Below are 25,755 nucleotides of genomic sequence, written 5' to 3' on the forward strand. Positions count from 1 at the left end.
TACCCTGCGCCGGTCCCCCGACCGGATCGATTCGCCGGCGGGATCAGTTCTCCAGCGAGATGTTGTGCACCGCGGTCGCGCCGATCGCGGCCTTGATCTCCTCCAGCAGGCCGGCCGGCGCCACCGAGTCGATCGTCAGCGCCACCAGCGCCTCGCCGCCCTTGGCGGCGCGGGCGACCTGCATGCCGCCGATGTTGATCCCGGCCGCGCCGAGGATGCCGCCGAGCTGGCCGACGACGCCGGGGCGGTCGGTGTAGCGCAGGAACAGCAGGTGCTCGGCGATGGTGACGTCGAGCTGGAAGCCGTCGACCTCGACGATCTTCTCCACCAGGCGGGGGCCGGAGACGGTGCCGGAGACCGAGACCACCGAGCCGTCGGCCAGCACGCCGCGGACCGTGGTCATGTTGCGGTAGTCCGGGCTCTCGGAGCTGGTGGTGAGGCGGACCTCCATGCCGCGCTCGGTGGCCAGCAGCGGGGCGTTGACGTAGGACACCGAGTGCTCGACGACGTCGGCGAACACGCCCTTGAGCGCGGCCAGCTCCAGCACCTTCACGTCGTGCTGGGTGATCTCGCCGCGGACGATCACGTCGAGCTGGGTCGGCGCGGCGCCGGCCAGGGCGGTGAACACCCGGCCCAGGCGCTCGGCCAGCGGCAGGCCCGGGCGGACGTCCTCGGCGATGGTGCCGCCCTGGACGTTGACCGCGTCCGGGACCAGCTCGCCGGCCAGCGCCAGGCGGACCGACTTGGCCACCGCGACGCCGGCCTTCTCCTGGGCCTCGTCGGTGGAGGCGCCCAGGTGCGGGGTGACGACCACCTGGTCCAGGTCGAACAGCGGGGACTCGGTGCACGGCTCGGTGACGAACACGTCGATGCCGGCGCCGCCGACCCGGCCCTCCTTGATCGCGATGGCCAGCGCGGCCTCGTCGACGATGCCGCCGCGGGCCGCGTTCACGATCCGGACCCCCGGCTTGACCTTGGCCAGCGCCTCCTCGCCGATCAGGCCCACGGTCTCCGGGGTCTTGGGCAGGTGCACGGTGATGAAGTCGGACTCGGCCAGCAGCTCGTCCAGGCCGACCACCTTGGCGCCCAGCTGCCCGGCGCGGGCCGGCTGCACGTAGGGGTCGTAGGCCAGCAGGCGCACGCCGAACGGCGCCAGGCGCTGCGCCACCAGCTGGCCGATCCGGCCGAAGCCGATGATGCCGACGACCTTGTCGTCCAGCTCCACCCCGGTGAACTTGCTGCGCTCCCACTTGCCGGACTTCAGCGAGGCGTTGGCCCGCGGGATGTGCCGGGCGGTGGCCAGCAGCAGCGCGATGGCCAGCTCGGCGGCCGAGGTGATGTTGGAGGTGGGGGCGTTGACGACCATCACGCCGGCCTTGGTGGCGGCGCCGACGTCGACGTTGTCCAGCCCGACGCCGGCCCGGGCCACGACTTTCAGCCGGCCGGCCACGGCCAGCGCCTCGGCGTCCACCTGCGTCGCCGAGCGCACCAGCAGGGCGTCGGCCTCGGGCAGCGCGGCGAGCAGCTCGGCGCGGTCGGCGCCGTTGCAGTTCCGGATCTCGAAATCGGGGCCGAGCGCGTCGACGGTCGCCGGCGACAGCTCCTCGGCGATCAGCACGACGGGCTTTTCAGACACCACAGGCTTCGTCATGACAGCAGTTCCTTCACGCAGGTCAGGAGGTGAATTCGCCCGGATCCACGACGCTGTGATGTGGGCTGTACCCGGCTCAGTGTAGACCTTGCACGCCGTGTCCCGGGCCCTCCATCGCGTAATGAGATGGAGTGTCAGGTCGACAAGATGGCGCGGGTTTTCAGCCGTGCCGCGTGACGCAGGGCATAGCCCTTGACACTCAGTGCCGCGCGCGGGAAGACGTAGCATCGACCCTATGAGTATCGCCGTCGAACACGGGATCACGGAGGACGCCATCCACAAGGCGCTCTCGAAGGTCCAGGACCCTGAGATCCACCGGTCCATCACCGAGTTGGACATGGTCAAATCGGTCCACGTGGCCGCCGACGGCGCCGTGCGGGTCGCCATCTTCCTCACCGTGGCCGGCTGTCCGATGAAGGACCGGCTGACCGGCGACATCCAGCGCGAGGTCGCCGCGATCGCCGGCGTCACCGCGGTCGAGGTCGAGCTGGACGTGATGAGCTCGGAGCAGCGCGAGGCGCTGAAGACCAAGCTGCGCGGCGGGCAGGTGGACCGGGAGATCCCGTTCGCCCAGGCCGGCAGCCTGACCCGGGTCTACGCCGTCGCCTCCGGCAAGGGCGGCGTCGGCAAGTCCTCGGTCACCGTCAACCTGGCCGCCGCGCTGGCCGCCAAGGGCCTGAAGGTGGGCGTGGTGGACGCCGACATCTACGGCCACTCGATCCCGCGCATGCTCGGCGTCACCGAGCCGCCCACGCCGATCGACGACATGATCCTGGCGCCCACCGCGCCCAGCGGCGTGAAGGTCATCTCCATCGGCATGTTCACCCCCGGCAACTCCCCGGTGGTGTGGCGCGGGCCGATGCTGCACCGCGCGATCCAGCAGTTCCTGGGCGACGTGTACTGGGGCGACCTGGACGTGCTGCTGCTGGACCTGCCCCCGGGCACCGGCGACATCGCGATCTCGGTGGCCCAGCTGGTCCCCAACGCCGAGATCCTGGTGGTCACCACCCCGCAGCAGGCGGCGGCCGAGGTGGCCGAGCGGGCCGGCACCATCGCGGTGCAGACCCGGCAGCGCATCACCGGCGTGATCGAGAACATGTCCTGGATGCCCTGCCCGCACTGCGGCGAGCAGGTGGACGTCTTCGGCAGCGGCGGCGGGCAGACCGTGGCCGAGGCCCTGACCCGGGCCACCGGCACCCAGGTCCCGATGCTCGGCCAGATCCCGATCGATGTGCGGCTGCGCGAGGGCGGGGACAACGGTCAGCCGATCACCGCCTCCGACCCGGACTCCCCGGCGGCGAAGGTCCTGCTCGGCATCGCCGACAAGATCGCCACCCGCTCGCGCGGGCTGGTCGGCATGTCGCTGAGCGTTTCTCCGGTCCGGAAGTAGCCGATCCGGAAGCAGCCGGTCCGGAAGTAGCCGGTCGGGAAGCAGCCGGTCAGGAAGCAGTCGGTCAGGCAGTGGCGGACGGCGTGGTGGCTGGTTCGAGCTGGTCCGGTCGCCGCGCCGGTCGCGCGCGGACCGGCCGCGGACAGCTCACGCCGGCCGGCCGAGGCGGCTGATCACCACGTTCGTCGGCCCGTGGTGCTGCGCGTTCAGCGCGTTGACGAACGCCGCGAAGCCGGGGCCGCCGGCGCGCTGGCCGGACGCCGGGAACCGCGTCGTGGCGGCCGGGCCCAGGTAGTAGACCGAGGCTCGCGAGCCGACCGCCCCGGAGTCGGCCTCGGCGTGGTGGCGCTGGACCCGGGCCAGGTCGCCCCGCGCGCCGTCCAGGGTCGCCGCCGGTCCGGGCAGGTACATCGTGGTGGTGGCGGCGGTGTCGGGATTGCCGAAGGAGACGGCGACGTGGCCGCCTCCGGCGGTGTCGAACCCGAGCAGATAGACGTCCCGGGCCGGGACAACGGAGTCGAAGCCCTGGTCCAGGCCCGCATGGAGATCCTTCAGCGCCCGCGGGCAGTCCGGCTGGCCCACCGCCTCCGCCAGCCGGATCCGGTTCAGCAGGTCGGCGTCGACGGCCGCCAGGCCCTGGAAGGCCGTGATCCCGTCCGGCGAGGCGTCGGCGAAGCCCTTCAAGTACGCCGGGTCGCCCCGGTGCGCGGCCAGTCTCGCCCCGGTCTGCAAGAGCACCCCGACCGAGTCCGGCGCCGCCGGACTGGACTTGGCCGCCTGCCAGGCCTTGGCCGCGCTCGCGCCCTCGGCGGCCTCGAACCCGATCCGGGCGGCGCGCCGGTCCGTCCCGCTCCGGCCGGGCGCGGCGAACCGCCGCCCGGCGGTGCCGACCGCCTCCGAGGGCCCGACGGCGGGGACCGCGACTTCCGAGACCCGCTTCAGCGCCCGCGCGCAGCGCGCCATCGCGGCGTCGTAGGCCTCGGCGGCGGCCGTCGCGCGGTCGTGGCCCTGGACCAGGGCGTCCAACGCCTGCTGGTAGGCGTTGCTCAGCGGAGCAGCACGGTGGTTGGCGCCCGGCTCGGCGGCAGCGGACGGACGCGGCGGCGCGAACCCGGTGTCGTCCGGCGCGAGCCGGTGCCGCCGCTGGGCCGCCATCAGGATGCCGCGGATCTCGGCGGCGTAGCCCGCACCCTCGAACCCCGCGACGCCGTGCAGGTCCTCGTCGGTCAGGCCGGCGGTGGCCAGCGCCGACCGCGCCCGCCGGTACGCGGCGCCGGCGTCGGCCCGCGCCTCGCTCAGGACCTTGACCAGCCCGTCCAGCGCGTCGGCGGCCTCGTGCAACCGCGTCGCCAGCAGATGCGCGGCCTCCGGGTCCCCGGGGGCCGGATCGGCCGCCAGGCCGAGGATCCACCAGCCGTCGGCCGGCCGCGGGGCCGGGACCCCGTCCTCGATCACACGGTGCTCGGGCATGCACGTCCCCCGTCACTTCGACGACCCGGGCACCTCACTCACCGAGGTTACCCACAGCTGCGGCGGGACGACTCTACGTTTAATCAGTTTTCTGAGACAACAGGCTGTCCATCTGCTTCGTCCCGGCGCCGGCCCGGCGCGGGAGTGGCGCGGACCTGGCTCGCGGGCCCGGCGGGAGACGCCGGGGCAGGGATGCCGAAGGCCGGGAAGGCCGAATGCCGGAGGGACCGGCTCCCCACTGGGAACCGGCCCCTCCGGCGTGATTCAGTGCTGCGCGGTCCGGACCGCGGACGCTCGCGTCCTCAGTTCAGGAACAAACCCGCCAGCCCGCGCCGGGCCCGGCGCGCACCGCGCTCGCCCTGCCGGCGCAGGCGGCTCGCCTCCTTGGCGAAGCGCACGCGCTCGGCCTCGTCGCGCAGCTCCTGTGATCGGTATCGTGCGGCTTCTTCGTACTGGAATAGCATCTGGAAACTCCTCGTGGGATCGCCGGTCTCGGCGGTCGCTGAAATCTTCTTCGGGTACTGCTTCGCGGTTCTGTCGCGCTGAACTTCTCCGCCATCGGTGGCCGTGCCGGGCCGGTGGGCCGGCCGGATCAGCCGCTGACGGCTCAGACCTCGGGTGTTCATGCCGGGATCGCCACCAGCTTGGCGGCCTCGACCGCGGCGGCCGCGTCCGCGGCGATCCGGGCCTCGACCAGGGCCGCGTCCTTGCGCGGACGGCCCCGCGGCCGCTTGCGCGCCACGATCGCGCCCTGCACGAACAGCTCGCCGCCCCACACGCCCCACGGCTCACGCCGCTCCAGCGCGCCGGCCAGACACGCCGACTTCACCGGGCACTCGACGCAGATCGCCTTCGCGAACTCCACGTCGGCCGGGTTCTCCGCGAAGAAGACCTCGGGGTCGTAGGCGCGGCAGGGAAGGGTCGCGATGTCGGTCTGCTCGACTGCGGTGTCGAACACGTTCTGCACTGTGAGTCACCTCATCAGGAGATGTCTTCCCGGCATGAGTTCTTCAGGCCGGGTCTTGCGGTACCGCTCCCGCCGCGGGGTCGCCGCGCCGGGCCGTACTGTCGTGCTGAAACACGAAGGCCGCGGATCCCTTTACGGGTTCCGCGGCCTCAAGTCCTGCCGGCTGAAGAGAGTTCCTCATCCGGGTGGACTCGAGCTGCGGTAACCCCACGGGGTCATCGGCTTCGAGCCGTTGTTCTGGTCGCTGCTGCTGTCGGTGAAGCTGGTGGTGCCGTGCTCGTCGCCGTCGACTTGCGCCAGGAGGGCCGCGCGCTGCTCGGCCAGACCCCGCGCCGCCAGACCCCGCGCCGCCAGGCCCGGGCGGACCGGACGCTCGGCGGTCAGGACGGCGCCCGGGGCACCGGCGACGGCACCGGCGATCCCGCGCAGGCTCAAGGCCTGGGCCGCGCCGGTCACCAACACGCCGGAGACGGACACCACCGGCAGGACGACGTCGCCGAAGCCGGAGCACTCCTGCCCGGACACCGGACGGTAAGAGGGGACGACCGCCCCGCCGACAACACGGAACAGCGGCGCAGGGCAATAGTTCGCCTGCGTGCCGAACACGACGGTGGTCATGGTTTCCACGGGACTCGCCTCCTCACTTCGTCTCGGTGCGGCTGGTGCCGATGGCAGTCGGCTCCGCACGATCTCGTCTGATGATTGCTTATTAAGTTGACACACAGTGGTGCGGCCGGCGATCTCTCGCCCGCATCGGAAGGTTAGGTGATCCCTGTTCAGGGCCGCAAACTATTTTTGACCTGCGGTGATGCCCTGTGGGTCGGACTTTCGAACCCCGTGCCCCCGCGTTCTGGTCGACATAGTTGCCCCCAACCTCGACGCTGACCATCGTGTCAGAAGCAAACCCCACTGTCACCCCTTTCACGCTAACTTTCTGAAAAACTGCCTGCCAGGATGGGACCGAGGCGGGCGCACCCGGCGGCACGCGAGGGAACGCGAGGGAAACAGGGCGGGATGGACGCGAACCCACACGCCGTCGGCGGCGGGCCGCAGGGCCGGGACGACGAGGACGTCTTCGGACCGGTCGAGGACGGCGAGGAAGTCTTCGAATGGATCGACGACGACGATCCGTTCCCCGACGGCGCCGACCGGGCCGGACCCCGGGAACCGGCCCCCGGCCTGCGGGACCGGGTACTGGCGCTGCGCGCCGGTGCGGCGCGGCTGCGCGGTGCGCGCCGGCGGATCGGCGCGGTCGCGGTCTCCCTGCTGCTGGCCGCCGCCATCGGCGCCGCCTGCACCGCCTGGTTCGACGGCGTGGCCGGGGCCGCCGACCGGGCCGCCGTGGTCGCGCTGGCCGTGGACTCGGTGGTGGACGGGGATCCGGCGGCCGCCCGGTACGACGCCGCGAACACCTCGGCCACCGCGCAGTACGTGGTCGAGCTCGCCAACAACAGCCCGACCGCGGTGACCGTGGCCTCCGTCGGCTTCGACGCCGGGACGCTGATGTCCAGCACCGGCTGGAAGCCGGCGGCCGGCGGCTCGCCGCGGATCGCCGCCGGGGCGACGGCCAGGATCACGCTCACCGTCCGGCTGTTCTGCCCGATGGTGGTGATGGGGGTGCAGACCGGGAACTTCGGCGCCGGCGGGCGCGGCGTCAACGGCTCCTCCGCCATGCCGTTCCCGGCGCTGGACGTGAAGGTGCTGGACGGCAACGGCGACGAGCGCACCGTGACCCTGGCGACCCGGATCACGGTGGACTCCCTGCTGCACGGCGAGAACGGCAGCCTGACCTTCCTCGGCAGCGGCTTCGAGCCGACCCCGCAGATCGTCACCGCCGACGCCGGGGCCTGCTCGCAGTGGGAGACCGACCGGGAGCAGCAGGTGCGCGAGCGGGATCTCGCCGATCCGGCCCAGAACGATCCCGAGCGGGGCTCCGCGGGGCTGGTGCTCACCTACGACAAGGTGGTGACCCCGGCCGCGAACAAGTCCTTCACGCTGGCGGTCGACGTCCGGAACACCACGCAGAACCCGCTGACGCTGTCCACCCGCGTCGACGCCGGCTACATCCAGGACCCGGCGCTGCACACCACGTGGCTGCCGGCGCGGCTGGACATCGCGCCCGGGCAGACCGAGCAGGTGCGGCTGACGGTGGAAGTCCGCGACTGCGGCTCGGTGCAGGCCGGCCTCGGCGGCCGGATCAACGTCGCGACCCTGGCCGAGGCGCTGCTCCAGGTCGACGACCCGGCCTCCGGCGCCTCGCTGCCGATCTCCCCCGACCAGCTGATGACCGGCTCGCTGCACCTGGCCGGCGACGCCTCCCGACAGATCAAGGCGGTGTGCGGATGACCGACCTGGTCGAGTCCGACGAGGAACTGCTCGATCCGCTGCCGCGGCCGCTGCCGGGTCCGGCGGCCGGATCCAGGGACCGGGACCGGCCCTCCGCACTGGGCAGGCTGGCCGCCGCCGCCCGGCGGCTGCGCGCGGGCACACCGCTCGGGGGTGACCCGGACGACCCGGACGGCGCCGATCCGCAGCGCCGGCAGCGGCTGCTCCGGGCCGGCGCCCTGGCGCTGGCCCTGGCCGCCGGGGCCGGGGCCGCGGGCGTCGCGGTGCACCGCGTCGACCTGCACCGGGACCAGGCCCGGGTGCAGGACCGGCTGCTGCTGCACCTGCTGGGCGGCGGCGCCTCGCTGACCTACGCCGGCACCGGCGCCCGCGACGGGGTGTCCGTACCGGACAGCTTCGCCGCCCCGCTGGCCACCGACCTCACCATCGGCCTGCGCAACGACGGCGCGCTGCCGGTCGAGATCACCGGCGTGACGGTCCGGCAGCCGGGGGTGCGGGTCGTGACGCCGGCCCCGACCGCGACGGTGAAGCCGGGCGCCTCGGTGGCGCTCACCACCCGGGTCGCGGTCCAGTGCACGGCCGCCGACCTGCCGCAGACCCCCAGCGGGGTCACGCTGTCCGTCCACACCCTGGCCGACCACGGCCGGCCGGCCGGCGACCCGACGGAGCTCCCGCTGACGTTCACCGGCGGAGCGTTCGACGAACCGCCCAGCGGCGCCGGCCAGACCGGCACCTACCTCATCGGCTCCTACGTCACCAAGAACTTCTATCACCTGTGCGGCAGCGTCCTGGCGCGGATGCCCGTGGGCCTCACGGTCAAGAACCCGTCGACCGGCGCCGGCCCGGACAACCCGGTGGTGCGGTACACGGTCCACGTCGCGGGGACCCCCGGCTCGGTGCAGGCGGTCACCCCTCCGGCGTCGCCTCCGCAGGTGCCGGGCGTCTCCGCCGAGACCGACCTGCACTCGACCCAGCCGATCGGCAACGAGGGCGTGGACGTGGCGGTCACCGACCGGATCACCGACTGCACCGCGTTCGGGAACTTCCTGGCCATCCGTGGCGGGGCCGCCACGGCCACGCTGTGGCTGAGCTATGCGTCGCCGGTGGCGGTGGTGCCGACCGACCAGCGGTTCGTGACGTCGACGCCGTCGGACGCCGCGCTGGAGGCGTTCGATCCGCAGTCGGGGAGGATGAGCGGGTTCGAGGACGCGCTGTTGGAGCAGATCGCGGCCGCTTGTCCGAACCTGTGAGGCTGTGCTTGTGGGGCTGTGCTTGTGGGGCTGTGCTTGTGGGGCCGGACTTGTGAGGCCGGACTCGTGAGGCCGTCTCAGGCCTCGGAGGTCCTCGCCCCGTCCGACGCCGCGATCAGCTCCAGCACCTCGGCCCCGTAGCGGTCCTGCTTCGCCTTCCCCACGCCGGCGATCTTCGTCAGCGCCGCGGGCGTCGCCGGCCGCGCCTCGCCGATGGCGATCAACGTCGCGTCGGTGAACACGCAGTAGGCGGGCAGCTTCTGCTCCTTGGCCCGGGCCGAGCGCCACTCGCGCAGCGTCTCGTACAGCTCCGGGTCCAGGGTGCTCGGGCAGTCCTCGCAGCGGCCCATCTTGCGCTCCGCCGGGTCGATCAGGGCCTTGTGGCACGACCGGCAGACGATCGGGTCGGCGACCCGGCGCAGGCGGCTTCCGGTGCCGTCGCCGTCACCATCACCGGAGCGGGAGCCCGGGCCGCCGGTACCGCGCCGCCGTCCGGCGCCGCCGCCCCTTATGACCCCGCCCGCCGCGCCCTCGCGGGAGTCGCGGCCGACGCCGCCGCGCAGGCCGTCCAGGAAGCGCGACGGGCTGCGGTTGGCGCGGCCGCCCGGGGAGCGGGCCAGCGCCCAGGACAGGATGAGCCGCTCGCGGGCGCGGGTGACGCCGACGTAGAGCAGGCGCCGCTCCTCCTCGATCTGCTCGGGGGTCTCGGCGTAGGTGATCGGCATCATGCCCTCGGTCATGCCGACCAGGAAGACCGCGTCCCACTCCAGGCCCTTGGCGGCGTGGAAGGTCGACAGGGTCACGCCCTCGACGGTGGGGGCGTGCTGGGCGTCGGCGCGCTCGCGCAGCTCGGCGCTGAACCGGTCGAGGCCGGCGTCGGGGTGGGTGCGGCCGTACTCCTCGGCCAGGGCGACCAGCGCGGCCAGCGACTCCCAGCGTTCGCGCAGGCGGCCGGCGCCCTTGGGGGACTGCGGACTCCAGCCGTGGCTGGAGAAGATGGCGCGGACCTCGGCGGCGAGGTCTTCGCCGGGGGCGGTGCCGGGGTCGGCGGAGCCGCCGGAACCGCCCGGGCCGCCTGGACCGCCGCCGGGACCGCCGGGACCGCCGAAGCCCGGCAGCGTGTCCGCGGCGTGGTCGGAGCGGGCCTTGGCGGCGCCGCGCAGCCAGACCTGGATCGCCTCGCGGACCTCGGGGCGCTCGAAGAAGCGCTCGACGCCGCGCAGTATGTACGGCACGCCGGCGTCGCTGAGGGCCTGCTCGTACTCCTCGGACTGGGCGTTGATCCGGTAGAGCACCGCGATCTCGGACAGCTTGGTCCCGGCGTCGACCAGCTTCTTGATCTCGCGGGACACCTCCCGGGCCTCGGTCTCGGCGTCGGCGTACTCGGCGAACTTCGGGCGCGGCCCGTCGGCGCGCTGCGCGATCAGCTGCACCCGGGCCTTGGCGGCGCGGCCCTCGGCCCGGTCCAGCAGGGCGTTGGCCAGGGCCACGACCTGGGGCGTGGAGCGGTAGTCGCGGACCAGCTTGACCATGGTCGGGTCGTCGTGGCGGTCGGCGAAGTCCAGCAGGTAGCGGGGGTCGGCGCCGGTGAAGGAGTAGATGGTCTGGCTGGCGTCGCCGACCACGCAGACGTCGGCCCGGTCGCCGAGCCAGCAGTCCAGCAGCCGCTGCTGGAGCGGGTTGACGTCCTGGTACTCGTCGACGGTGAAGTACCGGTACTGGTTGCGCACCGTCGCGGCGATGTCCGGGCGGTCCTCCATGATGCCGATGGTGAGCAGCAGCACGTCCTCGAAGTCGATGGCGTTCCGGTCCCGCTTGGCGCTCTCGTACTCGGCGTAGACCTTGGCCACCTCGGCGGCGTCCCGCGGCGGGGTGCGCAGCGCCTTGGCGGCGGCCCCGGCGTAGTCGTCGGCCACGATCTGCGTGGACTTGGCCCACTCGATCTCCCCGGCCAGGTCCCGCAGCTCGGCCCGCTCGGCGTGCAGCCGCAACCGCCGCACCGCCTCCGCCACCAGCGGGATCTTCGACTCGATCAGCTGCGGCGTGGGACCCCCGACCGCCTTCGGCCAGAAGTACTGCAACTGCCGCAGCGCCGCGGCGTGGAAGGTCCGCGCCTGCACCCCTCCGGCCCCCAGCTGCCGCAGCCGCCCCCGCATCTCCCCGGCCGCCCGCTGGGTGAAGGTGACGGCCAGCACCTGCGAGGGGATGTACTCCCCGGTGCCGACGCCGTACGCGATGCGGTACGTGATGGCCCGCGTCTTGCCCGTCCCGGCCCCGGCCAGCACGCACACCGGCCCGTGCAGCGCCTCGGCGACCGCCCGCTGCTCGGGATCGAGCGCGTCGAGCAGCGCTGCGGGAGGAAGGCCGGCGGCCGGCGGAGTCTGCGCCATTCGCCCATGCTCTCAGAATCCCCCGACACACCCCGCTTCCCGGTGCGGAAGAATCGGGGCCCCGCCACCGTTGCACACGGCGGACGCTCCCCGACAGCCGACAGGAAGTGGAAGATGAACGACCAGATCACGATGTACTCGACGACCTGGTGCGGCTACTGCCGCCGGCTCAAGAGCCAGCTCGAGCGCGAGGGCATCGGATTCGCCGAGGTCGACATCGAGCAGGTCCCCGAGGCCGCCGATTATGTGATGTCCGTCAACGGCGGCAACCAGACCGTCCCGACGGTGGTCGTCAAGCCGCTCGGCGGCGGCGAGCTGGTCGCCATGACCAACCCGAGCCTGGCCCAGGTGAAGGCAGCGCTCGCGGGTTGATCTCCCACCCGCGCGGCAGCCGTGTCCGCTCGGGCCTCCGGCTCGTCGGCCGGAGGCCCGAGCGGCTCGCCTTTGGGGAACTTCCGGTAGCGGCGGCCCGGCCCGTTTTCCTGTTCCACCCACCTTCGAGTGGCGTATCGGCGCCGCGCGTGAGGACCGCGCCCGGGCGGGCTACATCAGAACCATGATGACCAAGGCCGCGGGGATTCTGATCACTCTCATCGTGGTCGGTATCGCGACCACGCATTCGCACGTCGCGCGGCCCGCCTGCCCGGTCGGGTCGTCGGTGGCGCCCAGGTCGACGCCGGCGCCGGCGAAGCCGACCGCGACCGGCACTGACACCGGCACCAGCACCAGCACCAGCACCAGCACCAGCACTGACACCAGCACCAAATCCGCCGGCAAGTAACCCGCCTACGGGGCCGCCGAACCGTCCGCGATATTGAACAACTGCTTCGCCTTGGCGTCCAAGTACGGCCCGGCCAGCCAGTTGCCCCCGTGCGCATTGTGCGCGCTGCCCACCGACGTGTTCGTCACCAGCGACACGTCGTCGCCGGTCTGGCCCGGTCCGCGGGCGAACCAGCCGCCGCCGGAGGCGCCGCCGGTCAGGTCGCAGCCGGCGCGGTACTCCTTCGCGTCCGGCCCCAGTTCGGTCACGTTCAGCAGCTGGACCACGTTGGCCGAGCAGCCCCACTGGGCCATGCCGTTGAAGGGCTCGGCCGCCGGGTAGCCGCGGATGGTCATCGCCGGGGCCTTGTCCTGGCCGGTGGGGGCGTTGAACCAGACCGGGACCGGCTTGGCGCCCGCGGACTCCACCGCGTCGTCCAGGGTCTGGCCGTCGTCGTTGCGGCCGACCTCGATCACCGCGTAGTCGTGGGCCAGGTCGCCGCCGTGCTCGTCGCCGGTCTTCACCCATTCCGGGGAGGTCCAGACGTGGACCGCGGCGAAGGTGCCGAGCGGGGCGTACTGGGACAGGTCGGAGGGGTCGACGTTGGGGTCGCCGGCGCTGTTGTCGAAGGCCGGGACGAAGACCATGCCCAGGTGCCAGGTGCCGCCCTTGCCGTCGTGGACGCAGTGCCCCGCGGTCCAGACCAGGCTGCGGTTCTTGCTCTTGATCACGGTGCCGGAGCACACGTAGTAGTTGCCCGAGTTCTGGTCGCCGGACCGGTAGAAGAACAGCTTGCCGGTCACCGCCCCGGCCTTGTTCGTGTACGGCCCGGCGATCTGCCGGGCCGCCACCGGGCTGGGCAGCGGCGCGTTGTCGAAGGACGGCAGGGAGGTGCCGGTCAGGCCGCCGTCCCGGCCCTGGCGGGCGCCGCCGGACGCGGTCGGCTGCTTGGCCGGGTTCAGCACCGAGCCCACGATGTCCGCGGAGTCGGAGGACTGCCCCACCACACCGCTCTCGGCGCAGCCGGCCAACAGCGCGACCGCGGCGGCCAGCGCCAGAAGCGTCGAAACCACTCGGGCGTTGTCCCACCGCTGTCCTCGCGGGCGTATCAGCATGGCGCTCCCTCCCCTCCCTTCGACGCCCCGACCCTACCAACTGGTTCTCTGCAAGGAGCCTGACTCGCTCGTCTTTCCGCCCCTCAGCCCGCCGCCGGGTCGCCGCCGTACCAGTGGTTGATCAGCCGCCGGGAGATCGAGATCTCCAGCGGCAGCATCAGCAGGTCGCCGGTGCTCACCGCCTCCTTGAGCTCCGCGCGGCTGTACCACCGGCCCCAGTGCAGCTCGGTGCCGTCCAGCCTCAGCTCCGGGTCGTCGACGGTCGCGGTGAAGCCCAGCATCAGCGAGCGCGGCAGCGGCCAGGGCTGGCTGCCGAGGTAGCGCACCGAGGTGACGCGCAGCCCGGCCTCCTCCTCGCACTCCCGCGCCACCGCCGCCTCCAGCGTCTCGCCGGGCTCGACGAAGCCGGCGAGCACCGAGGCCCGGTTCGGCGGCCAGGACGCGTTGCGGGCCAGCAGCAGCCGGTCGTCGGGGTCGGTGACGGCCATGATCACCGCCGGGTCGGTGCGCGGGAAGTGGTCGGTGCCGCACTGGTCGCACCTGCGGACCGAGCCGGCCGAGACCGTCCGGGTCGGATGCCCGCACACGCCGCAGAACCGGTGCGTGCGGTGCCAGTTGTCCAGCCCGACCGCATGCGCCAGCAGCCCGCCGTCGCGGTCCGGCAGCAGCGCCGCGATCTCGCGGACGTGCCGCAGCTCGCCCAGCGCCGGCACGTGCTCGGCCTCCGGCGGCCGGGGCGAGGTCAGCGCCACGCCCGGGGTGGACGCCGAGCCGGCGGTGGAGGCCGTGGGCTCCCCGTCCGGGCCCGGCGCGCCGACGCCCACCGCGAAGTACGCCACGCCCTCGGCCACGCCCAGGAAGAACCGCTCGGCGCCGGGGTGGCGGGCGTCGAAGAACGCGCCGTCCCGGAACACCAGCCCGGCCCGCGGGTCGAGCACCGCCTCGGCCCGGGAGTCGTCGACCCCGAACACCCGGGTGCCGGGGTCGGCCCAGGCCGCCGCCAGCCACTCCTCGTCGCCGCGCCGCTCGGCGGCCCGGTCCACGACGGACCGGGCCAGCAGCATCCGTCCGAGCTCGCCCTCGAAGTACCGTGCCTGCTCGCTCATCGCCGTGTCCTCCTCGCCCCGCCCCGGCCCGCTCAGCCCTGCTCGGCCAGGTCCGACCACAGATAGGCGGCGGCCTCGGCGCCCTTGAGCAGCAGCGGCATCGTCATGCTCTCGTTCGGCGAGTGCCAGCCGTCCGACGGCAGCGACACCCCGAGGAACACCACCGGCGCGTCGACGACCTCCTGCAGGTCGGCCTCCGGCCCCGAGCCGCCCTCGCGGGTGAACAGCACCTCGCGCGGGATCTCCGGCTCGCCGAAGGCCTTGCCCAGGGAACGGGTGACCGCCTGCACCGCCGGGTGGTCCAGCGGCGTCATGCAGGGCTTCACCCCGTCGGACTCCCAGTGCACCGACCCGGTCAGCCCGGCCGGGACGGCGGCCCGGAACCAGTCCTCGAACTTCCTGGCCACGTCCAGCGGCGCCTGCCCGGCCACCAGCCGCATCGAGATCTTGGCGTGCGCGGCGGCCGGGACGATGGTCTTGTGCCCGGGGCCGGTGTGCCCGCCCCAGAAGCCGTTCAGCTCGAAGGTCGGCCGCGCCCACACCCGCTCCAGGGTGGTGAACCCGGCCTCGCCGACGGCGGCCGAGGACTTGGCGTTGGCCAGCCAGGCCTGCTCGTCGAACGGCAGCTTGGCGAACAGCGCGCGGTCGGTGTCGGTGAGCTCGACGACGCCGTCGTAGAACCCGGGAACGGTGACCCGCTTGTCGTCGTCGTGGACCCGGGCCAGCAGGCGCACCAGCTCGGTCAGCGGGTTCGGGATCGCGCCGCCGAAGGACCCGGAGTGCACGTCGTTGGCCGGACCCCGCAGGTCGACCTGGCCGGTAATCATGCCGCGCATGCCGGTGCAGGTGGACGGGGTCTCGCGGTCCCACATGCCGGTGTCGGAGACCACGACGACGTCGGCCTTGACCCGGTCGGCGCGCTCGTCCAGCAGGGCCCGGAAGTTCGGGGAGCCGGACTCCTCCTCGCCCTCGGCGATGACCTTCAGGTTCACGGCCGGGGCGGTGCGGCCGGTAGCGGCCAGGTGCGCGCGCAGACCCAGCAGGTGGAAGGCCAGCTGCCCCTTGTCATCGGCGGCGCCTCGGGCGTACAGCCGCTCGCCCTTGACCGTGGGCTCGAAGGGCGGGGTGTCCCACAGCTCCAGCGGCGTCACCGGCTGCACGTCGTGGTGGCCGTAGACGGCCACGGTCGGCGCGCCCTCGTCCCCGGACGGCCACTCGGCGAACACCGTCGGCAGGCCGGCACCGCCGGCGGTCTCCCAGATCTCCACGGTCGGGAACCCGACCTCCCGCAGCTTCGCCGCCAGCCACTCGGCCGACCGCCGCACCTCCGGCGCACTGGCCGGATCGGAGGAGATCGACGGGATGCGCAGCCACTCGGTGAGCTCCGCGAAGAACTCGTCGGCGTGCTCGACGACATACGGACGGACGGCCTTGTCCGAAGGAGAAGTCATGCCTGAGACCTTACTCTGCCGCAGGTCCGACGATCATTCCGCCCCGGACCGGGGGAACCCCTGCCCGGGGCGCGGGTGTAGTAAGCGCCGGATGGTTCCGGCGCCTACCAGGACCCTTCATCGCCGTCCGCCCCGGCGGGCCGCTCAACCCACCAGGTCGGCGGGCACGCCCTGCAACGCCACCGGGCGCGTGAACCGCCGGATCGCCTCGGTCCCGACCGATGTGCTCCACCCCGCCGAGGTGGCCGGCCACGGACCGCCGTGCTGCATCGCCTCGACCACCGCCACCCCGGTCGGCACGCCGTTCCAGACCACCCGCCCGGCCTTGGCGACCAGGCTCGGCAGCAGCGCGCGGGCGGCGGCGCGGTCGGCCGCACTGGCGTCGTCGGCGATGACCGTCGCGGTCAGCTGCCCCTCCAGCGAGTCGGCGAGCGCCGGGTAGTCCGCCGGATCGGCGCGCACGAGGACGGCCGCCGGGCCGAAGTGCTCCTCGCGGTAGTCGCCCTCGAAATCCTTCGCGGTGATCTGCACCGCGAACGGATAGCCGGCGCGGGCGTCGGGCTCCGTCCCGTCCGGCACGGCGGACTCTCCGCGGGCCGGCGCACCGGCCTCGGCGGTCTTCGCGCTCCACGTCCGGTGCGCGGCGGCCATGCCCTCGGTGAGCATCGGGATCGGAGCGGTGTCGGCGATCCGGAACATGGTGAGGTCGGCGAGCGCCTCGCCGTCGTCGGTCTCCGGCACGAACACCACGCCGGGCTTGGTGCACAGCTGCCCGCCCGAGCCGGTGACCGCGGCGGCCAGCGCCGTGGCCCACTTCTCCCGGCCGGCCTCGTCCGCGATCGCGTCCGGGAGCACGAACACCGGGTTCACGCTGCCCATCTCCGCGTAGACCGGGATCGGCTCGGGCCGCGCGGCGGCGGCGTCCATCAGGGCCCGGCCACCGCCGAAGGAGCCGGTGAACCCGACAGCCTTGATCGCCGGATGCCGCACCAGCTCGATGCCGAGCCGGGCCGGGTCGCCGCCGGCGGACTCCGCGTCCAGGAAGCCGAACGTGCCGTCCGGGGCGTCCGCGCCGGCGACGGCCCCGGCCAGCACCTCGGCGATCCGCCGCGACAGCCGGGGCTGCGCCGGGTGGCCCTTCACGACCACCGGGCAGCCGGCGGCCAGGGCCGACGCGGTGTCGCCGCCGGGGACGCCGAAGGCGAACGGGAAGTTGGAGGCGGCGAAGACCGCGACCGGGCCCAGCGGGACGTCGACCGTCCACACGTCCGCGCCGCCCGGGGCCGCGCCCGGGGAGGTGCGGCCGGACAGGTGGCGGCCGGCCGCGACGTGGTCGCCGTACAGCCGCAGCTGGCCGGTGGTGCGGGTGACCTCGCCGTCGAGCCGTTCCGCGGTGAGCGCGGTCTCGGTCCGCGCCAGGTCGACGAGTTCGGCCCGCGCCGCCTCCAGGGCGTCGGCGCAGGCGTGGAGCAGGTCGCGCCGGCGGGCGGCGCTCCAGGAACCGTAGGGTCCGGCCGCCGCGGCGGCCGCCGCGACCGCGCCGTCGAGTGTCGTGTGATATGTCACCGACCCAGGGTAACCCGGTCCGGGCGCGGCCCCAAGGCCCGGCCGGACGGCGGACCGCCCCGCCCGTCCGGCCCGTACCCGCCCCGGGGTCAGTCGGTCGGCGCCATGCCCTGCCAGAAGGTACCGGAGTCCGCCTTCAGCTTGGCGATGAACTGCGGCGCGGTCAGCTTCCCGGTCATGAAATCGACCGAGTTTTTCTGAAACACCGTGGTGTACCACTTGGAGTCGTCGCGCATCAGCGCGTCCTGGTCCGGGAACACCGTGCGGTTGGTGAGCGCCAGCTGCACCGAGGCCAGCACCTGCGGCGCCTTGATGTCGGTGCGCGGCGTCATGTTGCCGGCCTCGGTGGAGATCGCGGCGAGCCGGTCCTTGGCCATGAAGTAGAGGACGAACTTCTCCGCGGCCGCGGAGTCCTTGCCGGCCTTGGGAACGGCGAAGCCGAAGAAGTTCACGCCCGCGGAGTTGTCCGAGCGCACCCCGCCCTGGTCCGGCATCGACGGGAAGACGAAGCTGTCCACGTCGTCGGTCCGCTGGGTCTCGCTGGGCGTCCAGGTGCCGCCCAGGATCAATGCGGCCTTGTCCTGCGCCCAGGCGTTCTGCTGGTCCTTGGCGTGCGTGCTGTTCGCGCCGGTGTCCTCGGTGGCGTAGCCGGACGCGAAGTAGCCGCCCTTGACCAGGGTCTCCAGCTTGCGGGCGCCGTCCAGCAGCCGGCTGTCGTCCCAGCGGCTCTCCCCGTCGTTCAGGCTGGAGTCCCGCTCCTCGGCCGTGCGCTTGAACTGGCCCGGACCGATCTCGCGCTCGAACATCCACTCGACCCAGTAGGCGCAGTTGCCGGGGATGGGGTCCAGCGCCAGCGGCGTCTGCCCCTTGGCCTTCACCGAGTCCAGGAGCTTCATGAAGTCGTCCCAGGTGCGGGGCGGGTTGACGCCCAGCTGCGGCTGCTTGGTCTTGTCGTAGAAAACCGCCTCGGAGGCCACCTCGTAGGGCACCATCACGACCGCGCCGGTGCCGTCGCTGAGCAGCGGGAGGTACTTGTCCGGCACGACGTCGCCCAGGTTCTGGTTCTCCCCCGGCACGGGCTGCTGGTACACGGGGGTCAGATCGGCGACGGGCACGCCGTTCGCGGCGGCGCCGAGGATGGTGTTGATGCTGCCGTCGGACAGGTCCGGAACCGGCTTGCCGGCCTTGATCGCGGCCGCCACGTCGTCCAGCACCGTGCGGCCGTGCCACTCGACGGTGACCGTGACGCCGGTCTCCGCCTTGTACTTCGCCAACGCTTCCTGGATGACCTTCGCCTGTGGCTCGTTGTCCTTCCACATGGACCAGTACGTGAAGGTCTTCGACGCGCCCGCCGCGGCGGGCGTCGTCGAGGTGCTGCTGGAACAAGCTGTCATACCGGTGGCCGCGACCATGGCCGCAGCTGTCACGGCTATGTTCCGTCTCTGATGTATTCCCCTGGACTGCGAAGGCATGGAATCAAGGTACGGGTTTACGGAAAGCGCTTTCAACGCGGGGGGTGCGACCCCTGATTGAACAACGTGTGACCGGCTGCTTTCTCAGCCCTCGGAGAAAAGCTCCTCGAGCTCCGCCCGGCCCGGCAGGTCCGTCGGGCGCACGGTCTGGCCGTCGCGCACGTACACGAACGCGGCCGAGACCGCCTCCGGCGCCACCCCGCGCATCTCGGCCCAGGCCAGCCGATAGACGGCCAGCTGCACCGGATCGGCGTCGTGCCCGCGCGAGGTCTTCCAGTCGACGACTTCCCAACCGTCAGCAGTCTTATATACGGCATCGATGCGCCCGCGCACCACCCGGCCCGCGAGAACGACTTGGAACGGCTGTTCAACCGCAGCCGGAACAGAGGCGGCCCACGGGGTCCGCAGGAACGCGTCCTGCAGCTCCTTGAGATCCACCTCGTCGTCGATGTCCTCGTCGGCCGCGCCGGGCAGGTCCTCGTACTCGAACAGCGCCTGCTGGCCGAACAGCGACTCGATCCACGCGTGGAACTTGGTGCCCAGCCGGGCCGACGGCGCCGGCCGCTGCGGCATCGGCCGCGCCAGCTCGCGCCGGAACGCCGCCGGATCGGTGCGGTAGCGCAGCAGCTGCGAGGCGGACATCGACGGCGGCAGCGGCGCCTGCCGCTGGACCGAGGTGCCCCGCCGAAGCTCCTCCAGCAGGGCTTCGAGGTCGCGGTCCCAGGACGCCATGGCCGCGCGGTCCTCGGCGGAGGCGGCAGCCTCGGCGGCCAGCTGATCGGCGGCCAGCTGATCGACAGCTTGCTGATCGGCGGCCTGCTGATCGGCGGCCCGCTGGGCGGGGAGGCCGGCCCCGGCGTCCACCACCACCGCCCCCGACACCACGTCCGCGCCCGCGCCCGCGTCCGTATCCGTATCCGCGTCCCCACCCTGACGCGGCACTGACGCCGCCTGCCGCCGCCACAGCGCGCCGACCACCATCTCGGCCCCGACCCGCCGCCGCTCGGCCGCCTCGGCGTCCGGCAGCACCGGCCACCGCGCCTCGATCGCGCCCAGGCTCGGGTTCACCGCCTCCGGCTCCGGCTCGGCGGCCCAGGCCACCACCTCGCCGTGGCCGTCCTGGCAGTGCTCGTGCAGCCCGGCCAGCCAGGTGTCCGGGCCGCGCCGCCGCTTCTGCGTGGGGCCCCACCAGTGCCCGGAGGCCACCAGGTCGTAGCGCGGCCGGGTCACCGTCACGTACTCCAGCCGCAGATCCTCCCAGGACTCGTACTCCTTGGCCTGCTCCTTGAAGGACTTGAAGGCCGCCGTGTTGCCGGAGTCGTCCAACCGCGGCAGGTGCTCGGCGTCGCCGCGCAACGGGTACGGCAGCACCGCGCCCGAGCCGACCCACGACTCGCGCGGCTTCTGCCCGCCCCCGGCCAGGTGCGGCACGAAGACCGCGTCCCACTCCAGGCCCTTCGACTTGTGCATGGTCAGCAGCTTCACCGAGTCGCCCTGCGACGGCAGCGAGGCGTCGATCCCGCGCTCGTGCCGCTCGGCCGCCCGCAGGTACGCCCGGAAGGCCGTCACCGACTGGTCGCCCTCCAGGTCCTGGAAGTCCGCGGCCCGGCCCAGGAACGCCGCCAGCGTCTCGGCCGAGCGCTGCGCCACCAGCTTCGGCGAGGCCGCCACCTCCACGTCCAGGCCGGTCGCCGAGATCACCCGGTGCAGCACGTCGAGCACCGGCTCGGACAGCCGGCGCCGCAGGATCCTGATCTCGGAGGCGAAGCGCGCGAACCGGACCCGCGCCTCCGGCGAGAACGGCAGGTCCGGGCCCGGGTCGGCGATCGCGTCGGACAGCGACACCACCTCGGTCGGGTCCGAGCCGGCGACCGCCTCGGCCAGCCGGTCCCGGCCGGTCCGGTCGGCGTACTCGGCCGGGTCCCGCACCAGCTCGCGGGCCCGCATCCCGAGCAGCGCCAGGTCCCGCGGCCCGATCCGCCAGCGCGGCCCGGTCAGCAGCCGCACCAGCGAGGCGTTGGCGATCGGCTCGTCGAGCACGTCCAGCATCGCGATCAGGTCCGCCACCTCCGGCAGGTGCACGAGCCCGGACAGCCCGACCACCTCCACCGGCAGGCCCTGCGCGTGCATCTCCTCGTACAGCGGCGGGATCTGGTTGCCCTTGCGGACCAGCACCGCGATCTCCCGCAGCGCGATCCCGCCCCGGTAGTGGGCGTCGGCGACCATCCGCGCGACCCACTTCACCTCGTCCTCGGCGGTCTCCAGCAGCCCGATCCGGGTCCAGCCCTTGTCGGCCTTCTCCGCCGAGGGCCGCAGCTGCCGCACCCCGGTGTGCTTCTGCCGCAGCGGCTCCGACACCACGTTCGCGAACTCCAGCAGCCGTCCGCCGCTGCGCCGGTTCTCGGTCAGCGCGTAGCCGCGCGAACGGGCGCCGTCGGCGCGCGCGAAGTGCTCCGGGAAGTCGTCCAGGTTCGCCACCGACGCGCCGCGCCAGCCGTAGATGGACTGGCACGGGTCGCCGACCGCCGTCACCGGGTGCCCGCCGCCGAACAGCCCGACCAGCATCCGCCGCTGCGCCACCGACGTGTCCTGATACTCGTCGAGCAGCACCACCTTGTACTTCTCGCGCTCGATCGTTCCGACCTCGGGCCGCTCCTCGGCGAGCCGCGCGCCCAGCACCATCTGGTCGCCGAAGTCGATCAGGTCGCGCCGCAGCTTCAGGTCCCGGTAGCGCTCGACCAGCTCCGACAGCTCGATCCGCTGCTTGGCGATCTCGGCGGCCTTCAGGAAGTCGGTGTAGCCGCGCTTGGCCTTGCCGTTGCGGGGGTCCCGGAACGACTCGGCCTGCCCGATGAACGCCTCCTCGTGCTCGCGCAGCTCGGCCGGGGACACCAGGTGCTCACTGAGCTCGCCGTCCAGGGCCAGCACCTTGTCGGCGAGGTCGGCCACCTTGCCCTTGAAGTAGCGCAGCTCTTTGGGACCTCGCACCGCGGTGACCGCGAGCTGGTAGCGCGTGGCGTCGGCGAGCAGCCGGGCCGAGGGCTCCAGGCCCAGCCGCAGGCCGTGCTCCTTGATCAGCCGGTCGGCGTAGGCGTGGTAGGTGGAGACCGTCGGCTCCCCCACCGACTCCTCGGCCTCGTTCGCCGGGTCGTCGAGCTCCTCGTCCTCCAGCTTGCGCAGCGCCTTGCGGATCCGCTCGGCCAGCTCGGCGGCCGCCTTGTTGGTGAACGTCAGCCCCAGCACCTGGTGCGGCCCGACCTGCCCGGTCCCGACCAGCCACACCACGCGTGCGGCCATGACGGTGGTCTTCCCCGACCCGGCGCCGGCCACGATGACGGCCGGCTCCAGCGGCGCGGTGATGGCTTCGAGCTGTTCTTCCGTGTACGGAACCCCGAGCAGTGCTTTGAGATCTTCGGTGTCCCGGATCAAAGGAGTTGCTTTCCCTCGGGCTGTTTCGGGCAGCACTTGCGGAACACGCAGGTGCCGCACTGCTTCTCGCCGTAGGCGGCGAAGTTCTCGTCCAGCACCCGCGCCGCCATCGTGGCCAGCTTCTTCTCGATCGGGGTGTCGCCGGGGCCCTCCGGCGCCGGGGACTGGTCGGCGGTCTTCGGCAGGCCCGCGGCGTCGCCCTCGCGCAGGAACACCAGCTCGGCACCGCCGGACTCGTTCGAGACGCCCTTGATAGCGCCCTCCCGCACCGCCAGCTGGTAGACCGCCAGCTGCGGGTGCTCCTGCGCCTCGTTCTTGGTCGGGACGTTCTTGCCGGTCTTGAAGTCCACGACGTAGACCAGCCCGGCCTCGTCGGTCTCCACCCGGTCGAAGGAGCCCCTTATCCGCAGCTGGAACTCCTCCACGTCGATGCGCACGTCGAAGTCCTGCTCCGAGGAGTGCAGCAGCCGGCCGCGGTCGGTGACGTGCCAGGCCAGGAACCGCTCCAGCGCCGCGCGCGCCTCGGCCTTCTGCTGCGGCGACTGCCACTCGGCCTCGAACGACAGCCGGTCCCAGACCCGGTCCAGCCGCTCCATCAGCACGTCCAGCCGCGCCGGGGTGTCGCCCTTGGCCACCTCGTCGGCCAGCACGTGCACCACGTTGCCGAAGCCGAGCGCGACGGTCTTCTGCTCGTGCGCGGCCGCCTCGTGGTCCAGGAACCACCGCAGGGAGCACTCGTCTATGGCCGCGACCTGGCTGGCGGACAGCAGCAGCGGCTTGTCGGGGTCGCGCACCGGCTGCTCGGAGTCGGTGTCGGCGAGCAGGCCCCACCACTTGTCCGGGTGCGCCGACGGCACCAGCGGCCGGCCGTCCCCGGCCTGCGCGTCGGCCAGCCGCGCCAGCCGCTCGGCGGCGGCCTGCCGCAGCTGGTCGGAGCTCTTGGGGTCGGTCAGGGCCCGGCGCAGGTCGGCGACCAGGGCCGGGATCGCCAGGGCCCGCTTGCGCAGCCCGGGCAGCGGCTGCACGTCGACGCCGAGCTCGTACACGAACCGCGACGGCGCCTCGGCCGCCGCGTCGTCGCCGATCAGCGCGCTGTCGACGGCGCAGACCACCAGCCGCTCGCGGGCCCGGGTGGCGGCCACGTAGAACAGCCGGCGTTCCTCGGCCAGGAGCGTCGACGCCGTCGGGATGTCCTCCGGGGAGCGCAGGCCGTGGCGGCCGATCAGGTCGGCCTGGAGCAGCGAGCCGCGCATCCGCAGGTCCGGCCACAGGCCGTCCTGCACCCCGGCCACGATCACGAAGCGCCATTGCAGGCCCTTGGACTTGTGGGCGCTCATCAGCCGGACCGCGCCGCCGCGCGAGGACTGCGCGGCCATGGTGTCGCCGGCGAGTTCCTGGGCCTCCAGGTCGGCGATGAAGTTGCGGACGCCGCGGCCGGTGGCGCGGTCCTCGGCGCGCGCGGCGTAGTCGAACAGCACGCACACGGCGTCCAGGTCCCGGTCGGCGGCGCGGCCGGTGCTGCCGCCGCGCTGCGCGGCGCGCTCCAGCCGCTCGGGCCACCGGTTACGGGTCGTCGGATCCTCGCCGCCGCGCCACAGGTGCCACAGCGCCTGCTCCACCGAACCGCCGCCGCGCAGGATCTGGCGGGTCCGCAGCAGCAGCATGCCGAGCCGGTGCGCGGGCCGGGCGACGTCCTCGTCCATGGCGATCAGGCGCGCGGGCTCGGCCAGCGCCTCGCGCAGCAGCACCTCGCTGGGGCGGACGCCGGTGACGGTGGCGTCGGTCACCTCGCGCGGCTCGGCGGCGACGGCGTTCTGGTTCGCCACCCGCTCCTCGGCGCGCAGCGCGCGGGCCAGCTTGCGGAGTTCGAACGCGTCCATGCCGCCGAGCGGGCCGGACAGTAGGGAGCGCGCGACCTCCGGGGTCAGCGCGTGCTCGCTGTCCGCCACCCGCAGCGCCTGGAGCAGCACCGCGACCGCGGGCTCGGCGGCCAGCGGCAGCTCGTCGCCGGAGGTGTCGACCGGGACGCCGTTCGTGATCAGCGCGCGCCGCAGGGCCGGGATCGAGCGGGTGGCGGAGCGGACCAGCACGGCGATCTCGTCCCAGGGGATGCCGTCTTCCAGGTGCGCGCGCCGCACCATGTCGACGATGTTGTCGAGCTCGGTGTTCGGGGTCGGGAAGGTGAAGACGTGGATCGAGCCCTCGACCGGCTCGCCGTCCGCCTCGGGGCCGCGGGCTTCGAGGTCGCGGTGCTCGCGCACCTTGTCGACCGGCAGCAGCGGGATCGGCATCCGCCGGGTCAGCTCGCGGGAGGCTCGCAGCAGCGCGGGCCCGCAGCGGCGCGAGGTGCGCAGCACGGCGGTGTCGGCCGGCGAGCCGTCCAGGCGGCGGAAGGACTCGGGGAAGTCCAGGATGCCGCGGACGTCGGCGCCGCGGAACTGGTAGATCGACTGGTCCGGGTCGCCGAACACGACCAGGTCGGCGCCGTCGCCGGCGAGCGCCTGCAACAGCCGGACCTGGGAGGGGTCGGTGTCCTGGTACTCGTCCACGAACACCGCGCGGAAGTCGTGCCGCAGTTCGCGCCGCACGTCGTCCTGCCCGGCGAGCAGCACGGCCCGGTGCACCAGCTCGCCGTAGTCCAGGACGCCCTGGACGTCGAGCACGTCGAGGTACTCCTCGAAGAAGGCCGAGGCGGCGTACCAGTCGCCGCGCTCGGCGCGCCGGGCGGCCCGGGCCAGCTCGGTCGGGTCCAGGCCGAGTTCCCGGGCCCGGGCGAGCACGGTCCGCAGCTCCTCGGCGAAGCCGCGCGTACCCAGCGCGGCGCGCAGGTCCTGCGGCCAGTGGATGCGCTCGCCGAGCTGGCCGCCGCCTATCCCGACGTCGATGCTGCCGGCCACCAGGTCGCGGACGAACACGTCCTGTTCGGGGCCGGACAGCAGCCGGATCGGCTCGGTGAACAACTCCGGGTCCTGGAACCGGCGGACCAGGGCGTAACAGAAGGAGTGGAAGGTGGTCGCCAGCGGCGCGACGCCGCTGTTCGGGAGGCGGCGGCCGATGCGGTCGCGCAGCTCCGTGGCGGCCTTCCGGCTGAAGGTGAGGACCAGGACCTGGTCCGGCCGCAGAATTCGGCGCTGCCCGGGTCGGCCCGCGGCGGAGCCGCTATCGGACACAAGCGCGACGACGGCCTCGACCAGCGTGTGGGTCTTGCCGGTCCCGGGACCGGCGAGCACGAGCAGCGGACCGGACGCGTGTTCGACGACGCGGCGCTGCGCCGGGTCCAGCGGAGGACCGCTGACCAGTGGCGGAGTCTGCACGTCGAACAAGGTTTCGAATCCTTCGCCAACGGGTATACCCGGCTGATACACCACGGTCCTCTATGACAACACAGACCA

At 73.0% G+C, this 25,755-nt stretch carries 18 protein-coding genes and 1 pseudogene; 5 read left to right on the forward strand and 14 right to left on the reverse strand.

The window, feature by feature from the left end; translation table 11 throughout:
* Positions 1-43: 43 nt before the first annotated feature.
* Positions 44-1,651, reverse strand: a complete 1,608-nt coding sequence (serA, locus tag ABD481_RS17660; RefSeq protein ID WP_344666765.1) for a phosphoglycerate dehydrogenase — start codon at positions 1,649-1,651, stop codon at positions 44-46.
* A 235-nt stretch (positions 1,652-1,886) separates the two neighbouring features.
* Between serA and ABD481_RS17665 the strand changes: the two genes are divergently transcribed.
* On the forward strand, positions 1,887-3,041 hold the full coding sequence (locus ABD481_RS17665; RefSeq protein ID WP_344666766.1) for an Mrp/NBP35 family ATP-binding protein: 1,155 nt from the start codon (positions 1,887-1,889) through the stop codon (positions 3,039-3,041).
* Between the two features lie 147 nt (positions 3,042-3,188).
* Here the strand turns inward: ABD481_RS17665 and ABD481_RS17670 are convergent, their stop codons facing one another.
* From ABD481_RS17670 to ABD481_RS17685, 4 genes and pseudogenes are all read right to left on the reverse strand, one after another.
* Positions 3,189-4,511: a hypothetical protein gene (locus ABD481_RS17670; protein WP_344666767.1), complete on the reverse strand. Its 1,323-nt coding sequence runs from the start codon at positions 4,509-4,511 to the stop codon at positions 3,189-3,191.
* Positions 4,512-4,813: 302 nt separating this feature from the next.
* Positions 4,814-4,975 (reverse strand): hypothetical protein, encoded by a 162-nt coding sequence (locus tag ABD481_RS17675; RefSeq protein WP_344666768.1) that lies wholly within the window; start codon positions 4,973-4,975, stop codon positions 4,814-4,816.
* A gap of 227 nt (positions 4,976-5,202) precedes the next feature.
* Positions 5,203-5,478: pseudogene (locus tag ABD481_RS17680) on the reverse strand (WhiB family transcriptional regulator); the annotation flags it as partial.
* A gap of 177 nt (positions 5,479-5,655) precedes the next feature.
* The gene (locus tag ABD481_RS17685; RefSeq protein WP_344666769.1) at positions 5,656-6,105 is read right to left on the reverse strand and encodes a hypothetical protein; all 450 of its coding nucleotides are present in this window, start codon (positions 6,103-6,105) and stop codon (positions 5,656-5,658) included.
* A 387-nt stretch (positions 6,106-6,492) separates the two neighbouring features.
* Here ABD481_RS17685 and ABD481_RS17690 point away from each other — a divergent pair, with 387 nt between their 5' ends.
* Together ABD481_RS17690 and ABD481_RS17695 are read left to right on the forward strand one after the other, a co-directional pair.
* The gene (locus ABD481_RS17690; protein ID WP_344666770.1) at positions 6,493-7,824 is read left to right on the forward strand and encodes a hypothetical protein; all 1,332 of its coding nucleotides are present in this window, start codon (positions 6,493-6,495) and stop codon (positions 7,822-7,824) included.
* On the forward strand, positions 7,821-9,074 hold the full coding sequence (locus ABD481_RS17695) for a hypothetical protein (RefSeq protein ID WP_344666771.1): 1,254 nt from the start codon (positions 7,821-7,823) through the stop codon (positions 9,072-9,074). Before ABD481_RS17690 ends, ABD481_RS17695 begins: the two co-directional genes overlap by 4 nt.
* A 77-nt stretch (positions 9,075-9,151) precedes the next feature.
* Here ABD481_RS17695 and ABD481_RS17700 read toward each other — a convergent pair whose 3' ends face one another.
* The gene (locus ABD481_RS17700) at positions 9,152-11,464 is read right to left on the reverse strand and encodes an ATP-dependent DNA helicase UvrD2 (RefSeq protein WP_344666772.1); all 2,313 of its coding nucleotides are present in this window, start codon (positions 11,462-11,464) and stop codon (positions 9,152-9,154) included.
* A gap of 114 nt (positions 11,465-11,578) precedes the next feature.
* Between ABD481_RS17700 and ABD481_RS17705 the strand changes: the two genes are divergently transcribed.
* The gene (locus ABD481_RS17705; protein ID WP_344666773.1) at positions 11,579-11,836 is read left to right on the forward strand and encodes a mycoredoxin; all 258 of its coding nucleotides are present in this window, start codon (positions 11,579-11,581) and stop codon (positions 11,834-11,836) included.
* A gap of 171 nt (positions 11,837-12,007) precedes the next feature.
* On the opposite strand, the gene ABD481_RS17710 is transcribed toward ABD481_RS17705, so the two are convergent.
* The 6 genes from ABD481_RS17710 to ABD481_RS17735 all read right to left on the reverse strand — a co-directional run bounded on the left by ABD481_RS17710 (position 12,008) and on the right by ABD481_RS17735 (position 18,736).
* Entirely contained in the window at positions 12,008-12,241 is a 234-nt protein-coding gene (locus tag ABD481_RS17710; protein ID WP_344666774.1) for a hypothetical protein, read from the reverse strand.
* Between the two features lie 9 nt (positions 12,242-12,250).
* Positions 12,251-13,339, reverse strand: coding sequence for a trypsin-like serine peptidase (locus tag ABD481_RS17715; protein ID WP_344666775.1), 1,089 nt, complete (start codon positions 13,337-13,339; stop codon positions 12,251-12,253).
* Between the two features lie 83 nt (positions 13,340-13,422).
* Complete coding sequence (gene nudC, locus ABD481_RS17720) at positions 13,423-14,445, reverse strand: NAD(+) diphosphatase (RefSeq protein WP_344666776.1); 1,023 nt, start codon at positions 14,443-14,445, stop codon at positions 13,423-13,425.
* Between the two features lie 32 nt (positions 14,446-14,477).
* The gene (locus ABD481_RS17725) at positions 14,478-15,896 is read right to left on the reverse strand and encodes a dipeptidase (RefSeq protein ID WP_344666777.1); all 1,419 of its coding nucleotides are present in this window, start codon (positions 15,894-15,896) and stop codon (positions 14,478-14,480) included.
* Between the two features lie 144 nt (positions 15,897-16,040).
* Positions 16,041-17,462, reverse strand: coding sequence for an aldehyde dehydrogenase family protein (locus ABD481_RS17730; protein WP_344666778.1), 1,422 nt, complete (start codon positions 17,460-17,462; stop codon positions 16,041-16,043).
* A gap of 89 nt (positions 17,463-17,551) precedes the next feature.
* Complete coding sequence (locus tag ABD481_RS17735; RefSeq protein ID WP_344666779.1) at positions 17,552-18,736, reverse strand: ABC transporter substrate-binding protein; 1,185 nt, start codon at positions 18,734-18,736, stop codon at positions 17,552-17,554.
* 10 nt (positions 18,737-18,746) lie between these two features.
* Between ABD481_RS17735 and ABD481_RS17740 the strand changes: the two genes are divergently transcribed.
* Positions 18,747-18,908, forward strand: a complete 162-nt coding sequence (locus ABD481_RS17740; protein WP_344666780.1) for a hypothetical protein — start codon at positions 18,747-18,749, stop codon at positions 18,906-18,908.
* Between the two features lie 110 nt (positions 18,909-19,018).
* Here ABD481_RS17740 and ABD481_RS17745 read toward each other — a convergent pair whose 3' ends face one another.
* Together ABD481_RS17745 and ABD481_RS17750 are read right to left on the reverse strand one after the other, a co-directional pair.
* Entirely contained in the window at positions 19,019-22,363 is a 3,345-nt protein-coding gene (locus tag ABD481_RS17745; protein WP_344666781.1) for an ATP-dependent helicase, read from the reverse strand.
* A complete protein-coding gene (locus ABD481_RS17750) occupies positions 22,360-25,677 on the reverse strand; it encodes an ATP-dependent helicase (RefSeq protein ID WP_344666848.1) in 3,318 nt (1,105 codons plus the stop codon). Before ABD481_RS17750 ends, ABD481_RS17745 begins: the two co-directional genes overlap by 4 nt.
* Positions 25,678-25,755 lie beyond the last annotated feature (78 nt).

This window comes from Catenulispora yoronensis (assembly GCF_039531695.1).
GTDB classification, from domain to species: Bacteria; Actinomycetota; Actinomycetes; order Streptomycetales; family Catenulisporaceae; genus Catenulispora; species Catenulispora yoronensis.

Bases quoted from the DNA above. Each gene is read 5' to 3' on its own strand.
- serA (WP_344666765.1), bottom strand. From the start codon at position 1,651: ATGACGAAGCCTGTGGTGTCTGAAAAGCCCGTCGTGCTGATCGCCGAG.
- ABD481_RS17665 (WP_344666766.1), top strand. From the start codon at position 1,887: ATGAGTATCGCCGTCGAACACGGGATCACGGAGGACGCCATCCACAAG.
- ABD481_RS17670 (WP_344666767.1), bottom strand. From the start codon at position 4,511: ATGCCCGAGCACCGTGTGATCGAGGACGGGGTCCCGGCCCCGCGGCCG.
- ABD481_RS17675 (WP_344666768.1), bottom strand. From the start codon at position 4,975: ATGCTATTCCAGTACGAAGAAGCCGCACGATACCGATCACAGGAGCTG.
- ABD481_RS17690 (WP_344666770.1), top strand. From the start codon at position 6,493: ATGGACGCGAACCCACACGCCGTCGGCGGCGGGCCGCAGGGCCGGGAC.
- ABD481_RS17695 (WP_344666771.1), top strand. From the start codon at position 7,821: ATGACCGACCTGGTCGAGTCCGACGAGGAACTGCTCGATCCGCTGCCG.
- ABD481_RS17700 (WP_344666772.1), bottom strand. From the start codon at position 11,464: ATGGCGCAGACTCCGCCGGCCGCCGGCCTTCCTCCCGCAGCGCTGCTC.
- ABD481_RS17705 (WP_344666773.1), top strand. From the start codon at position 11,579: ATGAACGACCAGATCACGATGTACTCGACGACCTGGTGCGGCTACTGC.
- ABD481_RS17715 (WP_344666775.1), bottom strand. From the start codon at position 13,339: ATGCTGATACGCCCGCGAGGACAGCGGTGGGACAACGCCCGAGTGGTT.
- nudC (WP_344666776.1), bottom strand. From the start codon at position 14,445: ATGAGCGAGCAGGCACGGTACTTCGAGGGCGAGCTCGGACGGATGCTG.
- ABD481_RS17725 (WP_344666777.1), bottom strand. From the start codon at position 15,896: ATGACTTCTCCTTCGGACAAGGCCGTCCGTCCGTATGTCGTCGAGCAC.
- ABD481_RS17740 (WP_344666780.1), top strand. From the start codon at position 18,747: ATGACCTTCGCCTGTGGCTCGTTGTCCTTCCACATGGACCAGTACGTG.